This window comes from Bradyrhizobium sp. 41S5, assembly GCF_011516665.3.
In the GTDB taxonomy this organism is placed as follows: Bacteria; Pseudomonadota; Alphaproteobacteria; order Rhizobiales; family Xanthobacteraceae; genus Bradyrhizobium; species Bradyrhizobium quebecense.
Genome location: NZ_CP083721.1, coordinates 7559809 through 7577522, shown reverse-complemented (window position 1 = coordinate 7577522; position 17714 = coordinate 7559809). Strand labels below are relative to the sequence as shown.

Sequence of the window (17714 nt, the reverse complement as noted above, 5' to 3'; positions counted from 1 at the left end):
GACAACAACGTAGGCGGGACCGCGTCCCGACCGCTCCTTCAGCACCTCAAGCCGGTGCCCAAATAGGAAATGATGCGGGTCAGTGATCGTGACGTGAGACACGACCCGTTCAAGAATAGGGGTACTCTGCCGTGTTCGGCGACCCCACCTATGCCGACGCCGTTCTCGACCGCCTGGTCCATAACGCCCACCGGATCGATCTCAACGGCGAGAGCCCGCGGCGAACCCGTAAGCCTGGCCGAAAGGCCTGAGCCCGTGGCCCTGTGGACATGCCGCTGCGCTTGGACGACGCGAAGGGCGTTGCCCACATGCCCACAGCAGGAGCAGCAAAAAACAAGTCCTTCGAGCCGCGATTCAAGATTGACCACGCGGCTTCGCCGATGCCAGAAACCAGACAGCCAGAACGCCTCGCGCCCCGGGCGACATCAAATCGGAATGGTGGGCGAGATCATCTCGGAATCCTGGGCGAGATCAAATCGGTACACCCGGGCGAGATCATCGGAATCCGCAGAAGAGGCCGGTTTCATCGAGATCGTGCCAGCAGGAGCCACGATCGGAAGGAATAGTCATCAATGAACACGATCGTCATCAACAATAAAAAGTCGTCCGTTAACAAGCGGGATTGAGGGCGACTGGGGTTGCGAAGGCGCGCCAAAGGACGGTCAGGATGAAGCGCAAGAGCTTCCTGAGCCAGGCGAGGATACGGCGGAAGTTATAGCCGACGGCGGAGAGGATGACGTTGGCCGCATCGCCGGCACGGCCTTTGAGGTAGCAGCGGCCGAGGTAACCATCGACTTTCAGGTGTCCGATGATGGGTTCGATGGCGGAGCGGCGGCGCAGCTCGCGCTTGATGACACCGAAGACGCCGCGCTTCTGGCCAGAGATGAAGACGCGACGGGGATTTTGTGCGTCGTGGCCGCGATATCCCTTGTCGACATAGGCCCGCTCGATCGCGCAGCCGGTGAGTGTCTCGGTGCGGTCGATGACGTCCCGCAAGGTGTGACCGTCGTACGGGTTATCGGGTAGCGCCCTGGCGTGCAGCACGAACAGGCCACCGGGAGCCCGCCGGTTGTTGGTGACGATAGAGGCTTTGACACCGAACTCGTAAGGCGCGGCTGCTTTGCCCTTGCCGATGCATTCCACCTCCGGGGCGTGGAAGGAATAGAGCTTCCAGCCGCGCTGGCGCTGCTGCTGCGCGCGAATCTGCGTGGCCCGGCTGAGCGAGAGGGCGAACGCGTTCTCGAGCACAGCCTGACCTTCGATCTTGCAGCGGATATCGCGGATGATCCGGCCCAGCCGGCTGCGCAGCTGCCGATGATGCCGCTTGAATTGCTTGGCATGGGCGTAGCGTCCCGCCATCATTGCCGCGGTCTTGGCAATGCGAAGATAGGACTGCCGCAGCTTGACCCCGTGCTTCCTCGCCAGGCGGTTGAGCCCCTTGATCGCCGCGTGCAGCAGCTTGGCGTCGGTCGGGAAGGTGATCGCCTTCGGCTGCACGGTGGTATCGACCGTGACCCGCTTGAGGTCTTGGCTGCGTAACGCGCCGGCCTCGTGCGCCACCCGCAAGCTCTCGGCCAGCAACAGCTCCAGCTTGTCGCCGAGCCGCTTGCGCCAGTGGCTCAGGTCCGAGCGCTCGTGCGGGAACGCGTGCTGAAAGAACTCTTCGCCGGTGAAGTACTGGAAATACGGGTCGTGGACCCAACGCTCCCCCTCGTCGGACAGGCCGTAAATGTGCTTGAGCAGCAGCCCGATCATGAAGCGGGTCGCGATACCCGGCCGGCCGTTCTCGCTATAGAGCGGCGCGATCTCGCCGTCGATCCAGTCCCAATCAACCTTGCCGGCGAGCTGAACCAGCTCGTGCTTCATATTGATGATCTGGTCCAGCCTGGCCCGGAACAGATCGCCCGATCCCGTCGTCTTGTGCTTCTTCGGTCGCATCGCCACCTCCGATGCAACGACGGAATCATGACTGGCGATTCGACGGAATCCCGAAAATGAAACTGCAAGGTTCCGATGTCCGAAGCATCAAAACCCTGCAATCCTAACAATCCAAAACGACAAATGCGATTCCAGCTCAATCGCTTAGCCGCTCTTCACGGACGACTAAAAAGGGTGTCGGCAAGACGACGCTTGCTGTGCATCTGGCTTGGTTCATGGCGGAAGCTGGCCACCGGGGTCTGATGATCGATGTTGACGCGCAGGGCAGCGCGACCGACACGATCAAGCAGAATACAGGGGCGATCTCGCCGGCCGATCTCTTCAAGCCGGCGACCCGAGTCGCTGGTGAAAACAACGGTATCACGCTGGCGCCGGCCGACAGTGACTTTACGGATATCGATCGCGGCAACGCTGCTGCCGTCATGACCCTGACAGCAATCTCGCCGATGCCGCCGAGCGGTTCGATATCTGAATGATCGATACCCCGCCATCGCTTGGCTTCGCAGCGCCGCTTGCCTGGTCGCCGCCTCGCATGCGCTGGCGCCAATTTACCTGGAAGATTAAAGGCCTGATGCAGACCGTGATCGGTGTCCAACGACGGTGCGGTCGCCAGGACACGAGAATCTCGGCTTGCTACATTCGAATTTCAATACCAAGTCGCCTCGTCAACGGACGCACTTAGAGCAGCTCTTGCGCGAAGCGGGAAAGTACGCATTCCCAGGCCAGATTGTTGCACGAGACCGCTATGCCGAAGCCGTTGCGGAACGCGTGCCGGTATGGAGATTGAAGCGTCGCGGGGCGCAAAAAAAAGCATAGTTTCACAACCGAGGTCGGCAGCATCGTCGCTGGCAATAAGGGTTCGCTATCAGAACCGGACCGGAGAGCTTGTTGTCGATCAAACGCAAGCAGTCGCAGCACTCAACGCAGCAAGGGTGGAGACGGAAAAAGAGCTTGGGATCACGGTCATAATGGAAAAATGGATCGTCTCCCAATCCGTCATCAATCCAGCCTTCGACTCCAACGAGAGAGAGCGAGAAGATTGGCTAGCAGCTAGGCGACATCTCGCTCTCGATACTCGATCTCGCCGATTGAAGCCGCTACGTTCCAGCTCTCGTAATAAGGGAAGCGGCCAAGGCGCGGCAGTTGGTCTCCGCGGTCACAGCAAACAGGCCAGCCCTATCACTACAAGGCACTGCTCCTTGGGGGCCCACCAAAACGGTAGTTGAGGCGACCGCGGCAGATTTGTAAGCGTCGTTCTCGGGCCACAGCGTTGAGGTCTTGACGGCAATAGGCCCACGGAAGCAGCTGATCGATGTCGCTGTTTGGATGGCCGTTGACGATCCTGGTGAGGGCGCCGGGCAGGTAAGCGAGTGGATCGACGTCGTTCAGCTTACAGGTTTCGACCAGTGATGCGATGATGGCCCAGTGCTCGGCACCGCCGTCAGAGCCTGCAAACAGCACATTGTTCCGGTTCAGCGTGATCGGACGGATCGATCGTTCGACAGTGTTGTTGTCGAGCTCGATATGACCGTCGTCGATGAAGCGCGTCAGGCCCTCCCAGCGTGAGAGCGCATAGCGAATGGCGTCGGCCAACTTGCCCTTTTGGCTGATCAACGCGAGCTTTGCACGGAGCCATCGCTCGAAGGCTGCCGCCAGCGCCCGGATTGTCTGCTGCCGAACGAGACGGCGCTCCTCGGCGCCGCGACCACGGATGTCCCTTTCGATGCGTAGAACTCGCCGATAGAAGTTACGTCGCATGTGCGCCCAGCTTGCGTCAGGATAAGTCCTGGAAAGGAGGAAGAATGTGACCTGAAACCTTTCAACGTGACCCAGAGGGTTCGACGCCCTCGCGGCAAAGGCGGAGCCCGCCAGCCGGAAGCGAGTCTTGCATGGGTGACGGCAACGTCATTCGTGAAGCGTAGACAGCGGGTACTGAAGCCCTGTGGCAGCCTCGAAATCATGGTCGTGCTGAAGCCTTCGCCGTTTTGGATCCGGGGGCAGCACTGGGAAAGCCGCTATGGTCAGGCTTACCGGTTCGGCCGGGGTCTCAGAGCAGGGCAAAGGTACGGGATGGGCCACCAGGAAACCTGAGATGTCCCGTTTGTGTCCACATGAATCGGCCGGACAGGAGCACCGGCCTGAACAATGCTCCGGGCCCGATGACCGACTTGGCGAACATCGGGAGCGCAGACGCGAACACGAAACACCAAGGCATGTGGAATCCCGAGGCGAAGACATAAGCTGACGGACATGCGCGGCGGGAAGTCGTAGCGGCTTCGTAGTACCGAGGAAGGCGGGGAACTGGGCTCACCGGGACCCGCTGGAGGGAAGGGAGCCGTCACGCGTTAAGACCCATTGACGAGAAACACGGGAGGGAACCCTGAGTCCCGCAAACCTGTCCACGAAACGACAATGGATAGCCGATCTGGCGAGGCAACATCCCGAGCGGGTGCTGACCGCGCTGCATCACCTGATCGACCGTGAATGGATGCTCGAGGCTTATCGTCTGACGCGCAAGGATGGCGCGCCCGGCGTCGACGGCATGATGGCGACGGACTATGAGGCGAACTTGGAGGTCAATCTTGATGATCTCCTGGCGCGCATCAAATCCGGCCGTTACATCGCGCCGCCGGTGCGACGGCACTACATCCCCAAGGCGGATGGCACGGGACGGCCGCTGGGCATCCCGACACTGGAAGACAAGGTGGTGCAGCGGGCGATTCTCCTGCTGCTGGAGCCGATCTACGAGACGGACTTCTTGCCGTGCTCGTACGGGTTCCGATCGGGACGATCGGCCCATGACGCCCTGCAAGCTCTACGTACCGGGTTCATGGAACAAGGGCTGCGCTGGGTGGTGGACGTCGATATCTCGAAATACTTCGACACCATCGACCACGCACACTTGCGCCGATTCCTCGACCAGCGAGTCACGGACGGTGCCGTCCGGAGGATGATTGATAAATGGCTGAAGGCGGGGGTGCTCGAAAAGGGCATCCTGCGCCGCACGACTGTTGGAACGCCCCAAGGCGGCGTGATCTCGCCACTGCTTGCAAACATCTACCTGCATTATGTGCTGGACGAATGGTTCGAGCAGGTGGCGCGACCGCGGCTCAAGGGGCGGTGCAAACTGGTTCGATACGCTGATGATGCGGTGGCTGCCTTTGAGGACCACCTGTCCGGCAAGCGATTGCTGAACGTGTTGGCCAAGCGGCTTGATCGGTATGGGCTTCAACTCCATCCGACCAAGACTCGCTTCGTAGACTTCCGGTTCAAACGCCCAGGCGGGCGTCATCCTGCGACGGCGGGGACCACGTTCAACTTCCTTGGCTTCACCCACGTGTGGGGTCTGTCGAGGCAAGGCAAGAATGTCGTCCGTCAGATAACGGCAAAAGACCGTTACGCACGCGCGCTGGCTTCTGTGATGGAATGGTGTCGGCAAAACCTGCACTGTTCGTTCAGGGAGCAGCACGCCCATCTGTCACGGGTAATCCGGGGGCACTGCGCCTACTACGGCATCTCCGGAAACGGCCGACGCATCAGATGGTACCACCACCAAGTCACGCGGATATGGAGGAAGTGGCTCGCACGGCGTGGCCGCCACAGCAATCTGCCGTGGACGCGCTTCCGGGCCATGCTCGCGCGATACCCACTGCCAACAGCCAAGATCGTCCACCAATATGCCGTCTCGTGAGCGAAGCTTGCGCGTGAAGAACCGGATGCGGGTAATCCGCTCGTCCGGGTCTGTGAGGGGCGGGGATGGCAACACCCCCGCCTACTCGGCAGAATGCAAGTTGGACATCGCCACGCTCGGCGAGCTTGCCATAGCCGGCATAGCCATCGACCTGCAGGATCCCTTCGAAGCCTGCGAGATAGGCGATTAGCCGATCGGCTTTGCGATCGGGGGCACAGCCATGGCAACGCCCGGCGGATCGGCACCGCCCCACGGCCGGTCGTCCGCTGCATAGGCCCAGAGCTGACCGGTCTTGGTGCGCCCGCGGCCGGTATCGAGCACCGGCATCGTCGTCTCGTCGGCGAACAGCTTTGGCCGTTGCCTGAGCTTGCCGAGCAGACGGTCATGCAGCGGACGCAGGTGACCCCGTCCTCGCAAGCCCGGCAGGCGTATTTGGGACGCCGGGTCACGAGGATCCGGAACTGCGCCGGGACTAGGTCCAGCCGCTCGCTTCTATCCTCGCCGATCCGGTGCAACTCGCTCTGGCAGCAGGGACAGGTCTTGTCCTCGATGTGGAGGACGACCTCGATCCGCGGCAGGCGCCTCGGCAAGGCACCGCGGTTGCCGCGGCGCTTGCGAGCCCGCGCCTCACGGCCTTCAGGCGCGCTCACGTCCTGTGCCGTCTCGTTGTATGCGGCGACCTGCTCGACGTCTTCCAGGCCCAGCAGCATCTGATCTTCAGGCAGCGTCTCTGCCCGCCGGCCAAACCGATGTCGCTGCAATTCCTTGATGATCTGACGCAGCCGTTCGCTCTCGCATCGCTCGGCAAGCAGAATCGCTTTCAGCGTCTCGGGATCGTCAGGCAGGGCGTCGCTCACACCCAATTCAGAGCATATTCGCCGCCGTCTGACGACGCGTTCGACGCTCCTGATTCACTCCGCCGCAGCGCTGCCAACAATATCCGGCTTGCGTTGGCGCCGGCGTCTCTCGCGCCTCATGCACAAGCCGCCAGCCGAGCCCCTCCAGCAGCGCCGACAATTGCGCCGCCGACAGGCGCATCACGCCGTCCTCGATCGTCGGCCAGCGGAAGATCCCATCCTCGAGCCTCTTGGCGAACAGGCACAGACCCGTTCCGCCCAGAACACCAGCTTGATACGATCCGCACAGCTCGTTTCATTGTACGTCCCTTTGTCAGATACCGGGTAGGCGGATCATTCTATCATATTGATAATCAATGTAGTTTCTCGGCCGACGCTCGATCACGCGCTGCACCGCTATACGTACTGTTTCCGAGCTCAGCGCGTCGACAGGAACCAACCATTGCGAGCCCTTGATTGCTTGTGTGGCCGGCAAGATGTCCTTCAGCACCAAGCTCTTTGCTGATCCGACGCAAATTCCAAAGTGTGCCGCAGCCTTCGCAAGGCTGATCATTTTGCCGTCGGACGATGCGGGGTCGTATTCCGGCAAGCCCAGGCGTTCGCGCATTTCCCGCACGCGAACAGTCGTCCAGGTCTCGCCGTCGCCGGTCTTGCAGCGCATCCGATTGAGCGACACGGCGAGCTCTCGATCAGGCCAATGACCAGCGAGTTTACGAAGTGCGTCAACGGCAGTCGGTGCCATGTCGCCCGGATATCGGCCCGTCTTAACGCGAGCAACGCGAACCTCCGTGTGCCGGCCGCCGGTCCAGTGGATGAGCAGAACCGCCTCATTGGTGTTCCTATCGAGATCGCAAACAATCTCTCGGACCACAATGTGAACCAGCCGCTGCTTGGTGCGCGTGTCCGTGGACGGTGCATTCCAAACCCGCGGAAGATCATGCGCAAGTTGCAGAAGCAGGGCGCGGTCGATCTTGGGACTTTCCGCCGATGCGGTGCGCAGCTCCTTTACACGACCTTCAAGCTCGGCAACCCGCTCCAATGCGCCATTCCAGCGCGCCTCGAGTTCGCGGGCAACGTGGCGCTTGGCCGGATCCACAAGCTCGTATCGGCGTGCAGCAAGAGACGCTTCGTAGCGTACGACTTCAAGCTCCCGTTCGACGGCCGTGATGATCTCTTGTCTTGAGCGCTCAACCTGGTCGGACGCCAATATCGCTGCTTCAACAGCCCGATCGGAGACGGCCTCAAGGATTTGCAGCGCGACCGCACGATCGACCCGCACCCCGCCGATGCCGATACATAGGCCAGCGCCGACATGGGCGTCATCGCCGCGGCATTGATAACGATGGGCATTCCCCTTGGCCTGGCCGTAGAACACACGCATCATCCGCCCGCAATGGCCGCACCGCATCAATCCGGTCAGAAGTGCGCGTCCCCCGCGCGCCGATTTTCGCGAGCAGTTCTTCTTCATGTGGGCGTTTTCCAGCAGCAGCCTCTGATTGTCCTCATACTCCTGCCAGCTGACATAGCCGGGATGATTGTCGCGCAGGAGAACATTCCATTCCTCCCGCGGCTTTTTGAACCCGCTGACCTTGCGGGCGCGACCGTCCACGATCCGTGTCTTCTGGGCGATTCGGCCAAACGCATAGGCGCCAGCATAGAGCGGATTGTGCAGGATCTGCATCACCGTGTGATAGGCCGGCGCCTTCCAGCTGAGCTTGTAGATTTGAACGTTTTTTAGAACCACAGGCATTTTGATGTCGGCAGCACGCAGCCAAAGAAAGACCTGCCGGGCGCTACCGAGCTCGCGGAACTTCGTGAAGACGAGTCGAACCAATCCCGCCACATGTTCGTCGGGATCCATTTCGATCTTGCCGAGTTCACTCCAACAAAATCCAGGTGGAAGCATGAAGCGGTACTCGCCGCGCTTGGCCTTAGAGTCCCGAGCGGCGATTCCACGTTGGCGAAGCAGGCTCAGCTCATACTCCGACATCGTTCCCTTCAGTCCGAGAAGCAGGCGGTCGTTGACAAGCCGCGGATCATAGGCGCCGTCGGGATCAATGACCAACGCGCCCGCGAGGGCGCATAGGTCGATCAAGTGATGCCAGTCGCGTCCATTGCGCGCCAGCCGCGACGCCTCAATGCAATAAACGGCACCGACGTTACCCGAACAAACCATCGCCACAAGCCGCTCAAATCCGGGCCGTTGAGTGCTGCCAGAGCCTGAGCGGCCAAGATCATCGTCAATTACCGCCACCGACTTAAATCCGGCGGTTTCCGCGGCCTGCGCCAGGTCATATTGCCGCCGCTGGCTTTCGAGATTCCCCATAACTTGGGACATTGTCGATTGGCGAACATAGACGACGGCGGCGCGGTCGAGGTGATCACGTGTGATCTTGACACTCATGGTCACCTCCCGACATCTGAGCGGGTTCGACGCCAGCCGCTTCCAGCAACAGATCGGCGAGCGCCTCGATCAGACCTTTGGGATTGGCGCCCAGCGGGTTCTGGGGAATCCGAAGACGCAGATCCAGACCCAGTTGCATCGGCTCGCGATATTGGCTTTTTCTCCGCACGTCCTTTCTCCCTCTTCAAAGAAGGACGGGATTGTGCGCCCGACGCCTGAGTCGCGCCCAGAAGCTTCAGAACAGCAGCAAATTCGTTCAGCCCCTCAATACTGACCTGCGGCGGTCCTAGCGCCATGCCGGCGCAGTAGCTTTCGTCGAGCATCCAATTGGGAACTTCGCGGCTAAACCCACGCCGCTCCTCTGTGTAGATGCATTTCAGCTCCTTGCCGCGTCGGAACGGTGCCACCTGAAGCGTCCGCCCAAAAAGCGGATGCCACGGATACGCAATCTTCGCGCTTCGAAGACTGTATGCAGAATGTCGAGTGTTGGGCCCGCTTGGCCCGAAACACATAGACAGCTCCCGAGAATTGGTCTGCCCGCATGCTCTCGCGCACCAGGATCGCGAGCCCTTCCATCCCCTTGCGGAAGTCCACCGGTTTGGTCGCCACCATCACCCGGACCGCACCCGACGGGCCGATCACCGGCTCGCCTTCAGTGCCTGGACAATCGACGCAATCATCGTCGTATCCGCACCACGACCGGCCCGGATTGTGATGCCGTCGACTTCGATCTCGATGATCCCGGCATCGCAACGGCGAGCCCGGGTATCCGCCTTGGCCTTGCAGCGCACCGCTTTGCGCTCCCGATCAACAGCGGGCGCCGGCACCGCGGCATCCACCACCGCCGGCACAAACTTACTTCTTCTATTTCGGAATGACAGCCTGCTCCTTCTCGCAACTGACGTCGCCAGCCAAACAACTGCTGCGGTGACAATCCATGCCGTCGGGCCACCGAACAGACCGAGCCGCCGCTCGCCACGATCTCCGCAACGATCCGCACCTTGTCCTCATCGCTCCACTTCCGCCGGCGGCCGGCTCCGGTGAAGACCTCAAGCCGCCGCACCGGCTCCGTGATAGCACTATGCTCTGTGTCCATTCTAAGCCTAACGGTTCAAACAAACCGCAGACTCGCAGATCGCCCCGTGGTCCGGAAGGTGGCCGCTGAACGGCGCTTACCCAGATTTGCAGAGTACGACCCGTCTATCGATCACGGGGGCGATGCCGGAGCCAAGCTTTATGGAAAGCGTTCAGTACTTCGTCACGCGCCATGAAGGCCAGTGGAGGGTTGCGCTCATTGTGAGCACTCCGGCGCTTACGCCACTGAGGAAGAGGCGATCCGCGCCGCGGTCGACGCAGCCCACAAGGAGGGAAAGGCAGGACGCGACGCTCAGGTTCTAGTTCAGGGCCATGACCACAGGTTCAGAAACGAGTGGACATATGGCACCAAGACCTATACCCACCGTCCGGCTAATCGGGCTGGAGCCCCAGATACGCACCCACGCTCGATGCCGATCGAAAACGCCGATGGGTCATCGATGATATCGCGGAACGTCAAGGCGGTCACTACGAATTTCATTTCTCCGCAGGACTCATCGAAGCGCGGTGGCGTGTGTTTCCAATTCAGCGAATCTCGGAACGTCAGCTCAGGAGCACGAGCACTGTTCGCGCGACAAGGTTTTTTCGTGTGTCTCCAGCCGACCGGAGACCCACGAAACTGCTCGCCCCCTTTACGGCGCCCGAACTGGTCGCGGCTGCCAAGGTGATCGGCGAAGACAAGCACATAAGCTACCGCCCATTTCATTTACATAGCTATCGCCCATTTGATGTCTTGATGATGCCAGCCCCCTGGCACCGTGGCCGTGTCGTGCTATTGGGCGACGCGGCCCATTCGTTGACGCCGCAAATGACATCCGGCGGCGGTATGGCAATCGAGGATGCACTGGTTCTTGCCCAGGAACTGGATCGCAACGACGACTTGTAGACTTCGCTCGTGACCTATTGCCGTCGGCGCGAGCAAAGGGTCAGTCGCGTATACGACATCGCATGCGCCATTTGCCGGGAAGAGCGCAAATCGGAGCTGGCCGGGACCATTCGATGGGCCTTCTTCGTGAAGGCTACGCGTTTCTGGCTACGCCCGTCTGATCGGAAGCAGGCGAAGTCAGCTGGGAAGGGACGGACGTCGATTCCGCGGTGGCAGGGCCACGTCCGTGGACCGAACGCAAACTCCGTACTCACTTCGGCCCACAACAAGTATGTCACGAGAAGGGGAAATGTATGACAAGACAGGCGGGGTCGCTGCAGGGATGGATTTTGACATCTGCCCCATGGATGACGATTTTTGGAGTGGTTCTTTATCGCCAGTCCTGCCGTTTATGATGAAAGATCTTGCGGAGAACACGGAAGCGCTAGTATTGGTTCCGACGGTGCTTGCCGGGTCGGCGGTGATCATCGCGATCCTGTCGCCATTCGTAGGCGTTTTGGTCAAGCGCGTTGCACGCAAGAGTACTTTGATAGCGACGCGATCGCGGAATCGGCGCCGGTCTGGCTTAACGACATCTATCACATCATCGCGAGCCGGATGATCGTCGGCGCTGCCGAGGCAGTAGTGACGGCGGTCGCAACTCCGTAGCAATAAGCGAATGGCCAGATTTGATAGAGAACTTCCTGCACTGTCTTGTCCGCCAGCGATAGCTGCAACTCAATACCTTTGGTCCCGAGCACGGCAACAGACTTTATCTGTTCGTTTGTCACGGCCATTGATTATGCTCAGCATCTCGCTGATGATGATGTGATCGCGAAGCACCCCGGTTTCATCCTCAAAATAAGCTCTCACATCTTGGCGAGGCCGATAACGGGCGGACACGCTTTAACTCTCGATCAGCCTGCGCAGGATGGCTTCCGCGCGCATCCCGACGGCCGTGTGGTGCTGCGCCGCCTTGATGGACTTGAACCGCCCCGGATCATTCTGAGCGATGTCAGGATCAGCTAGGAGACGCTGGAAACGCGCCTTGCGTCACGCCTGTATGGGACGAAGGCGCGGGAGGATTGCCGGCCGCTCTTCAACACTGACCCGCTTCTCGCTCGGCATTTCCAGTCGCCTCCTCTTGGGGCTATGAGCCTAGCGCAACTCCCGGCTCGTGTGGAGGAGGTTCCCGGGACGATACGGATTAATCAAGACCGGCCGAATTCGACAACGAGGGATGGCTCGATTAGTATTCCGGACCAATCTCGCCTGCGCCTTTGTTGAGCCTCCGATATGAAACGACCGTTGATCGCCGCCGCGCTCCTCCTCCTGACCGATTCGTCTGTGAATGCCCAAAGCGCACTAACTGACGCGGAACGTGGAGCTATCCACAAAGCGCGCGAATTTTGTATCGAAGCTCTTGGCCGTGACCGCCGTCGAATATTTTTCGGAAACAGCGACACCGCCGACGCGTTTCACGCACAGGTTAATGAGTGCGCAATGCGCATCATGCCTCGTTACCTGCCTCCCGCGAGCCGTTGAGGCTAGTCTGGGTATGTTTCTTGTTTGCGTGCAGCCGCGCTCGGTTGACGGCATGCACGCCCGATGGCTCCGAATTTGCAGGATCATCGGTCCGAGCCGATTTCACATGACGAGGGCTGCTCCCGAGGGCAGCAAGGTGGATGGTTGGATAGTGACTGTCGCCATCTTCAAGAAAGACAGCGACGACGACGAAGACGTCGGGCATGTAACTTACGCGGTTGCGGTCACCGATCCGGCGGAAGCCGTGAAGCTGCCCCTGAAAGACTGCGGCGCAAAGGCCGCAATGCTAACTGGCCGATCGAAAAGGAGCAGTTGCAAAGGCTCGGCGTGGAGCCCGGCGAGCTGATAGCTATACACGATGACGAGGTTGATCCAATCATCCCGCGCCCCAGACGTGACTAAAAGCGCCGCACGTCTGATCTCGTTCAGTCGCGTCCGGTTCATGACATGTACGTCCGGAAGCTGCCACCACAGTGCAGGTAGTCAGTCTGCACGAGGTGTGAAAGCAAGCCGTTTTGCGTTTCTGCAGCGTGACCGTCTGGCACGCGAGTTGCTGAGCCCTGTTGGCTTGGTTGCTTATTGATGACCCTCGTGAGACGGCCAAGTCTCCACCAGCAACTCGTGCGGGCGGCTCCTTCCGCCGTCCGCACGCTTTTCATTGATCGCCCTAGCGCCGCGTTTCGTGTCGATCATGACCCGTGAAGAGGCTGTGCAGCTTTTCGCCTCCCTGACTGTCTGGCACGCGAGTTGCTGAGAGACGTTTGGATTTGGATTCTCATACTTTTGCACAACCCCCGTGAGATGGCCAAGTCCGCGCAGCCTTAACTAGCGCTAGCGGCTCCTCCAGCCGCTCGCGCGTCTTTCCGTAGCATCGGCCTAGCGGCGCGGCGTGGAGATCATGCTATGACCCGTGAAGAGGCGTTGAAGAACGTCATTGAGGCACTCACACAGTGGTCCCAAGGGACGGTCGCAACAGCTGTCGTGCTTGCCGCGATCCCGAAGCTCGAACTGACTACCGCCCAGACGGCCTCGAAAACGGAAAGTCACTTCCTACGCCAGCGCTCACGATCGCTGGAGGCTGGTGCAATGGACAGACCACATTTATACTGGCCTTCGAGGCTGCTATTCGTCTGCCGATGAGGGGAGGCGCACATGAGCATCAACCCAGCTTCTCGAAGCTATAGCATTCTCATCGCAGACGCGGCCGTATCTGTCGTTAATACGGCTTGCACAGCATGGCGGCTGCACGTCCGGACCGACAGAGAAGGCACAAGTGATCGGACCATAAGCGAAAGCGAAGAGATCGACCAAAACGAAAAGCCGGCGCAGTGGCCGGCCCCGCAAATCTTCAATAGCTTGATATGCTCAACGGAAGTACATCATAATCACTTCGATATCCGAAGTGATGCGGGGCTGACGGTCAGTCAAGTGAGCGTCCACAATGCGGCGCGCAACCAAGTGCGTAACGATATCTCCGAGATCGCGGGCGGCTGAGAGAATGGTCCATACCTCAGCTAGTAGCGCTTGGCGTTCTGGCGGGACGGACATGCCCCTGTCCTCCTCAAGCCGGAACGACACGTACGGGAGCATCGGATATCGTCGCCTCGTATTCACCAAAGAAGGGCCATCAATGGACGCTCCTATTTGCTTTTCGATGTATTGAACGAGGCCGGCACGAACCGCCTCAATGAACTCGGTCGCCGTCCGTCGAATGATCTCTTTGCTCTCCATCTCCCCCTGAGGTACGCCGAGATGCTTTGAAACGCCGCGCCCAGCGTGCCGCCGAGCGAGGAGACGATGGCGAGCGCGACCCCGGCGCGGAGGATCGAGTACTCGCTCGAGGTGACCCCGCGGGCAGGATCACGGCTTCCAGGTTCGGTATCCGCAGCGGAAGACGTTGCGCAAGACGATGGTGATCAAACGCGATCACTTCGCAGTCGTCGTCCGTCACTGGGTTGTCGTGCATGTGGTCGATAGCAGCGAGGTCGATGGCTTCACTGCTGCGGGCCGTCTCGGCGACGACCAACTCGATTTGCTCGCGCTTCAGCGCAGTGAGCCGCTGCGCCTCCGCAATCAACGTGCCAGCCGCTCGGTCATTTGCGGCCCTCCACGATACGCTCAATGAACTTGACGAAAGCGACCTGAACAGCCGGCTCCAGGTACACGACGTGATCGCCTTCAGGACGCGGTGCACGAAGCTGGATTTCATCTCGATCTCGATTACCCCGGAGAGCTTGGTTGTCGCCACACCGTGAGCAGCCCGCGGGCAACGCCATTGCGCCGCGCCACCTCGGAGATGTTCGCCCCCTCCTCGAAGCTCTCCGCTGCGATCCGGGCCTTCTCTTCGCCCGTCCATCGCCGCCGCTGTCCGGTGATCACCTCGACCCGACGATAGGAATCACCTTCCTGCCTGGCATCAAGCATGGTATTTGCCATCGTTGCACCTCCGCCGATCAGCTCATGCCAGGCTGTATCGCAGGCGAGCCTCACGATGGCGAGGTGGGGGCTTCATGCCGGTTACGTTGATCCAACCCGATCGGTCGGGGGGGCGAGGCCTTGGGCGACGTAACACGACCTGCGACGAAAATTCGTTGCGATCGAAGGTGCAGATGCGCTTGCGCCGCCCGCCCCTACGTCCCTATGTCCCCGCACGTACGATCTGGGGAACGGCGGCGCAAGAGGACTGGCCCTTGGGCGATGAGGCTGATGCTGATCAATTGTCGACGCCCTACACACAAAGATCCGGTACGATGATCGATCGTATCGTACCGCGCTTGTTGCGGAATCAGCAACAAGAGGTCTGCCCAACAACTCTTTGTGCTTTTCAGACGAGAGCTTGGCCAACGATTTCACGGTCCGAGACTTTGATACCCCGATGCGGTGAGACGCATGTTGCCCGGCAGCGCACGCCAATACCTAGCCAGGCCTCCAAAGCGATCGTCAGTCTCTGGAGACAAATCGGCGTGGGTCTGGTTCGCTACGGCAGGTTCTGCGATTAGTAAGGCTACCGATACACCGCTAGCCGGTGCCTTCTCCCAAGACTTGGTAGGTTGAACTTAGTTGGACAGCGCCCTCTAATGACCAATGATCAGGCGACCTGCAAGCCGAAAGGCGAGCCCAAGTTTGCCGGAGACGGCGTGGGGTTTCGGCGAACGTCTCTTCGGGCGATTTTGACAATGGAAGCGGTAGGCCACACGATGCTCCGTACTCTCATTCTAATTGCCTTAGCGTTTCGTCACGACAAGATCGAGCGCTCAGGGTACCGACGCCAACCCTATCTATGTTGACCAAGGTATGGATTGGACCGCGGCAGCGAGAGCGGATTTCTATTCGTGCGATCAGGGTTCGCGTTTGATTTCGTTATCTTGGATGCAGGCCCTGAAGCAAACGAACGGACAGCCGTTCCTCGCGGATGGCTTGTCACGGTACGGGTATCTACGGAATCCTGCAAACACGGCCAACCTTCCCGTCGGCTTTCACGCTTCTGGCCCTCCAAGACTTCCAGGTCGTCGGAATGACCTGCTCGGCATGTCACTCGCGCCAGATCGAAGTTGACGGCAAGGTGTATCGGGTGGATGGCGGTCCGGGGTTTGGAGACTTCTACGCACTGCTTGGCGATCTGGACAAGGCAGTCGGCGACGTGATCGCCAGCGACAGCTCGTTCGCTCCGTTTTCTGCAGCTGTTCTGCGGTCCGCAACGCCGGATGCGGCCGATGTTCCGGATCTTCGTCGACAGGTAGATGGGTGGTACTTGCGGTTTCACACGCTCATGGTGCGTGCGCTGCCCAAGAACGGCTGGGGAGTTGGCCGTCTGGATGCTGTAGGTATGATTTTCAAGCGCATATCCGGACTGGACATCGGCCCGCCACCCGACTTCATGATCCCGGAAAACATGAAAACCGCGGACGCTCCCGTGAGATACCCATTCCTTTGGAATTCGCCGCGACAGGACAAAAGACAATGGCCTGGATTCGCCAAAGATGGAAGTGACATCTTGGGGCTAGCTCGGAACGTTGGCGAGGTTCTGGGGGTATTCACTACGTTCGAGCCGATGCGTCAGGGCGCGATCATCAATTTCCTCGACAATAACTCCGCCAATTTCGACGGCCTGAGCGAGCTTGAAACTTGGTGAAGTGAATCGGCACTCCGAAATGGCCCTGGAAGATTGACGCTGCTACTGCCAGCACCTCCGAAGCAATCAAAAAGGCCAAGCGGCAGGGAGCAGCCGTGGGGCGCCTACGAGGCTCGTGTTCTGCAGGGTATTTGGGCCGCCGCACCTTATCTTCATAACGGCTCGGTCCCTACCCTGGCGGAATTGCTCAAGCCATCAGGGGATACGGAAACCGCAGTTCAGCGTTGGACGGAAATACGACATTGAAGACGTTGGTCTTGCTGCGACCCAGGAAGCCGCTGAGCGAAACTCTGTCTGTCACGGATTGTAGTAATGTCAATTCTGGAAATAGCCGATGCGGACACGAGTACGGGACCAGTTTAAGCGACCGAGACAAAAAGGCGTTGCTTGAATACCTCAAGACACTGTGACCCGCTCCGGTTTCCAGCATGCTGTCGGTCACAGTATGCTCGCTTATCGGCACGAGCCTTGAAACGGAGATTTGATCCAGCACAACTGCTCAAGGAAGCGCAAGTGATGGCTTACAAATTATCGCGTTTCGACCGTTAGCGTCGCTTGTGCATACGAAACGAGATTCCACATGACACCAATCTCAATACCACATCACAAAGAATGCCTTCGCTGTGGTTCTGGGTTAGTCACCAGCGAATGGCATGAACGCGTCAGTGCGAACGAAGTTCAGGTTCTTTGGCGCTGCTGGAGCTGCAAACACCAATTTATCTCCGTCGTCAACTCTCACGAAAGGGAGCCGTCAGTCGCTGAGATCACAAAACCATTCTTTACGAGCCTGCTCGTCTGACCAATGACGCCCGAGCTGGTCGACCTTATCAGGATATCGTTTGACGCGATGTGGCGGTCCGTCGCGACCTCGCTGACCTGTGTTACAACAGGTTCGTTGAACTAGCTCCTGATGCAAGAGATATGTTCGGCGGCGATATCGAGCAGCAGCGGATAAAGGCGCTGGATATGATCACCGCGCTGCCCGCCTCGCTCGACGAAAGACCGATGTTCCAATCGCTGATCACGCTTTCAGGTCACAAGCACGCCAGACTTTGCGTTCAGCCATCGCACTTCGTCGCAATGGGCGAGGCGTTGATGTGGAGCTTTGATTGCAAATTCGGCCCTTCTTTCACCCCCGAGCTGAGGGAATCGTGACGGATGCTTTACGCCACCGCCCAGAACGAGAT

Annotated in this window: 17 protein-coding genes and 5 pseudogenes; 11 read left to right on the top strand and 11 right to left on the bottom strand. The window is 59.6% G+C overall.

Going from position 1 to position 17714, the window contains the following annotated elements:
• Nucleotides 1–131: 131 nt before the first annotated feature.
• Nucleotides 132–251, top strand: a pseudogene (locus HAP47_RS36375) (ATP-binding protein); the annotation flags it as partial.
• Between the two features lie 358 nt (nucleotides 252–609).
• On the opposite strand, the gene HAP47_RS36370 reads toward HAP47_RS36375, so the two are convergent.
• Nucleotides 610–1938 (bottom strand): IS5 family transposase, encoded by a 1329-nt coding sequence (locus HAP47_RS36370; RefSeq protein WP_176396261.1) that lies wholly within the window; start codon nucleotides 1936–1938, stop codon nucleotides 610–612.
• A gap of 215 nt (nucleotides 1939–2153) precedes the next feature.
• On the opposite strand from HAP47_RS36370, the gene HAP47_RS36365 reads away from it, so the two are divergent.
• On the top strand, nucleotides 2154–2414 hold the full coding sequence (locus HAP47_RS36365) for a ParA family protein (protein ID WP_231168619.1): 261 nt from the start codon (nucleotides 2154–2156) through the stop codon (nucleotides 2412–2414).
• An 802-nt stretch (nucleotides 2415–3216) separates the two neighbouring features.
• On the opposite strand, the pseudogene HAP47_RS36360 reads toward HAP47_RS36365, so the two are convergent.
• A pseudogene (locus tag HAP47_RS36360) lies at nucleotides 3217–3705 on the bottom strand (IS66 family transposase); the annotation flags it as partial.
• Nucleotides 3706–4387: 682 nt separating this feature from the next.
• Between HAP47_RS36360 and ltrA the strand changes: the two are divergent.
• A complete protein-coding gene (gene ltrA / locus HAP47_RS36355) occupies nucleotides 4388–5629 on the top strand; it encodes a group II intron reverse transcriptase/maturase (protein ID WP_231168617.1) in 1242 nt (413 codons plus the stop codon).
• An 88-nt stretch (nucleotides 5630–5717) separates the two neighbouring features.
• Here the strand turns inward: ltrA and HAP47_RS36350 are convergent.
• The 3 genes and pseudogenes from HAP47_RS36350 to HAP47_RS36345 all read right to left on the bottom strand — a co-directional run.
• Nucleotides 5718–6492, bottom strand: a pseudogene (locus tag HAP47_RS36350) (IS66 family transposase); the annotation flags it as partial.
• A 1-nt stretch (nucleotide 6493) separates the two neighbouring features.
• On the bottom strand, nucleotides 6494–6682 hold the full coding sequence (locus HAP47_RS41895; protein ID WP_371821837.1) for a hypothetical protein: 189 nt from the start codon (nucleotides 6680–6682) through the stop codon (nucleotides 6494–6496).
• 117 nt (nucleotides 6683–6799) lie between these two features.
• Complete coding sequence (locus HAP47_RS36345; protein ID WP_173637250.1) at nucleotides 6800–8890, bottom strand: recombinase family protein; 2091 nt, start codon at nucleotides 8888–8890, stop codon at nucleotides 6800–6802.
• Between HAP47_RS36345 and HAP47_RS36340 the strand changes: the two genes are divergently transcribed.
• Nucleotides 8874–9164, top strand: a complete 291-nt coding sequence (locus tag HAP47_RS36340; RefSeq protein WP_173637249.1) for a hypothetical protein — start codon at nucleotides 8874–8876, stop codon at nucleotides 9162–9164. The two genes, HAP47_RS36345 and HAP47_RS36340, sit on opposite strands and share 17 nt — an antisense overlap.
• Nucleotides 9165–9382: 218 nt before the next feature.
• On the opposite strand, the pseudogene tnpB reads toward HAP47_RS36340, so the two are convergent.
• From tnpB to HAP47_RS36325, 3 genes and pseudogenes are all read right to left on the bottom strand, one after another.
• Nucleotides 9383–9532 (bottom strand): annotated as a pseudogene (tnpB, locus tag HAP47_RS36335) (IS66 family insertion sequence element accessory protein TnpB); the annotation flags it as partial.
• Nucleotides 9529–9741, bottom strand: coding sequence for a hypothetical protein (locus HAP47_RS36330; protein ID WP_224581069.1), 213 nt, complete (start codon nucleotides 9739–9741; stop codon nucleotides 9529–9531). The pseudogene tnpB and the gene HAP47_RS36330, both read right to left, overlap by 4 nt.
• Nucleotides 9742–9830: 89 nt before the next feature.
• A pseudogene (locus tag HAP47_RS36325) lies at nucleotides 9831–9986 on the bottom strand (transposase); the annotation flags it as partial.
• 181 nt (nucleotides 9987–10167) lie between these two features.
• Here HAP47_RS36325 and HAP47_RS41890 point away from each other — a divergent pair.
• Together HAP47_RS41890 and HAP47_RS36320 are read left to right on the top strand one after the other, a co-directional pair.
• Entirely contained in the window at nucleotides 10168–10653 is a 486-nt protein-coding gene (locus HAP47_RS41890; RefSeq protein ID WP_210285306.1) for a DUF2188 domain-containing protein, read from the top strand.
• Complete coding sequence (locus HAP47_RS36320; RefSeq protein ID WP_305879366.1) at nucleotides 10575–10871, top strand: FAD-dependent monooxygenase; 297 nt, start codon at nucleotides 10575–10577, stop codon at nucleotides 10869–10871. The genes HAP47_RS41890 and HAP47_RS36320 overlap by 79 nt, the downstream gene beginning before the upstream one ends.
• A gap of 578 nt (nucleotides 10872–11449) precedes the next feature.
• On the opposite strand, the gene HAP47_RS36315 is transcribed toward HAP47_RS36320, so the two are convergent.
• On the bottom strand, nucleotides 11450–11647 hold the full coding sequence (locus tag HAP47_RS36315) for a hypothetical protein (protein WP_173643871.1): 198 nt from the start codon (nucleotides 11645–11647) through the stop codon (nucleotides 11450–11452).
• An 899-nt stretch (nucleotides 11648–12546) separates the two neighbouring features.
• Between HAP47_RS36315 and HAP47_RS36310 the strand changes: the two genes are divergently transcribed.
• Both HAP47_RS36310 and HAP47_RS36305 read left to right on the top strand, forming a co-directional pair.
• Nucleotides 12547–12741 (top strand): hypothetical protein, encoded by a 195-nt coding sequence (locus HAP47_RS36310; protein WP_231168615.1) that lies wholly within the window; start codon nucleotides 12547–12549, stop codon nucleotides 12739–12741.
• Between the two features lie 806 nt (nucleotides 12742–13547).
• Entirely contained in the window at nucleotides 13548–13889 is a 342-nt protein-coding gene (locus tag HAP47_RS36305; RefSeq protein ID WP_173643872.1) for a hypothetical protein, read from the top strand.
• Between the two features lie 190 nt (nucleotides 13890–14079).
• Here the strand turns inward: HAP47_RS36305 and HAP47_RS36300 are convergent, their stop codons facing one another.
• Nucleotides 14080–14604, bottom strand: coding sequence for a hypothetical protein (locus HAP47_RS36300; RefSeq protein ID WP_173643873.1), 525 nt, complete (start codon nucleotides 14602–14604; stop codon nucleotides 14080–14082).
• An 11-nt stretch (nucleotides 14605–14615) separates the two neighbouring features.
• Complete coding sequence (locus tag HAP47_RS36295) at nucleotides 14616–14831, bottom strand: transposase (RefSeq protein WP_173643874.1); 216 nt, start codon at nucleotides 14829–14831, stop codon at nucleotides 14616–14618.
• 1078 nt (nucleotides 14832–15909) lie between these two features.
• Between HAP47_RS36295 and HAP47_RS36290 the strand changes: the two genes are divergently transcribed.
• From HAP47_RS36290 to HAP47_RS36285, 3 genes are all read left to right on the top strand, one after another.
• Nucleotides 15910–16527 (top strand): di-heme-cytochrome C peroxidase, encoded by a 618-nt coding sequence (locus HAP47_RS36290; protein WP_210285307.1) that lies wholly within the window; start codon nucleotides 15910–15912, stop codon nucleotides 16525–16527.
• Between the two features lie 33 nt (nucleotides 16528–16560).
• Nucleotides 16561–16773 carry a hypothetical protein gene (locus HAP47_RS41885; protein WP_371821715.1) on the top strand — a complete coding sequence of 71 codons (213 nt, stop codon included), beginning with the start codon at nucleotides 16561–16563 and terminating at the stop codon, nucleotides 16771–16773.
• A 675-nt stretch (nucleotides 16774–17448) separates the two neighbouring features.
• Entirely contained in the window at nucleotides 17449–17682 is a 234-nt protein-coding gene (locus HAP47_RS36285; RefSeq protein ID WP_231168613.1) for a globin domain-containing protein, read from the top strand.
• Nucleotides 17683–17714 lie beyond the last annotated feature (32 nt).

Bases quoted from the DNA above. Each gene is read 5' to 3' on its own strand.
- HAP47_RS36285 (WP_231168613.1), top strand. From the start codon at position 17,449: ATGTTCGGCGGCGATATCGAGCAGCAGCGGATAAAGGCGCTGGATATG.
- HAP47_RS36305 (WP_173643872.1), top strand. From the start codon at position 13,548: ATGAGCATCAACCCAGCTTCTCGAAGCTATAGCATTCTCATCGCAGAC.
- HAP47_RS36290 (WP_210285307.1), top strand. From the start codon at position 15,910: ATGACCTGCTCGGCATGTCACTCGCGCCAGATCGAAGTTGACGGCAAG.
- HAP47_RS36365 (WP_231168619.1), top strand. From the start codon at position 2,154: ATGGCGGAAGCTGGCCACCGGGGTCTGATGATCGATGTTGACGCGCAG.
- HAP47_RS36300 (WP_173643873.1), bottom strand. From the start codon at position 14,604: ATGAAATCCAGCTTCGTGCACCGCGTCCTGAAGGCGATCACGTCGTGT.
- HAP47_RS36295 (WP_173643874.1), bottom strand. From the start codon at position 14,831: ATGGCAAATACCATGCTTGATGCCAGGCAGGAAGGTGATTCCTATCGT.
- HAP47_RS36345 (WP_173637250.1), bottom strand. From the start codon at position 8,890: ATGAGTGTCAAGATCACACGTGATCACCTCGACCGCGCCGCCGTCGTC.
- HAP47_RS36315 (WP_173643871.1), bottom strand. From the start codon at position 11,647: ATGGCCGTGACAAACGAACAGATAAAGTCTGTTGCCGTGCTCGGGACC.
- HAP47_RS36370 (WP_176396261.1), bottom strand. From the start codon at position 1,938: ATGCGACCGAAGAAGCACAAGACGACGGGATCGGGCGATCTGTTCCGG.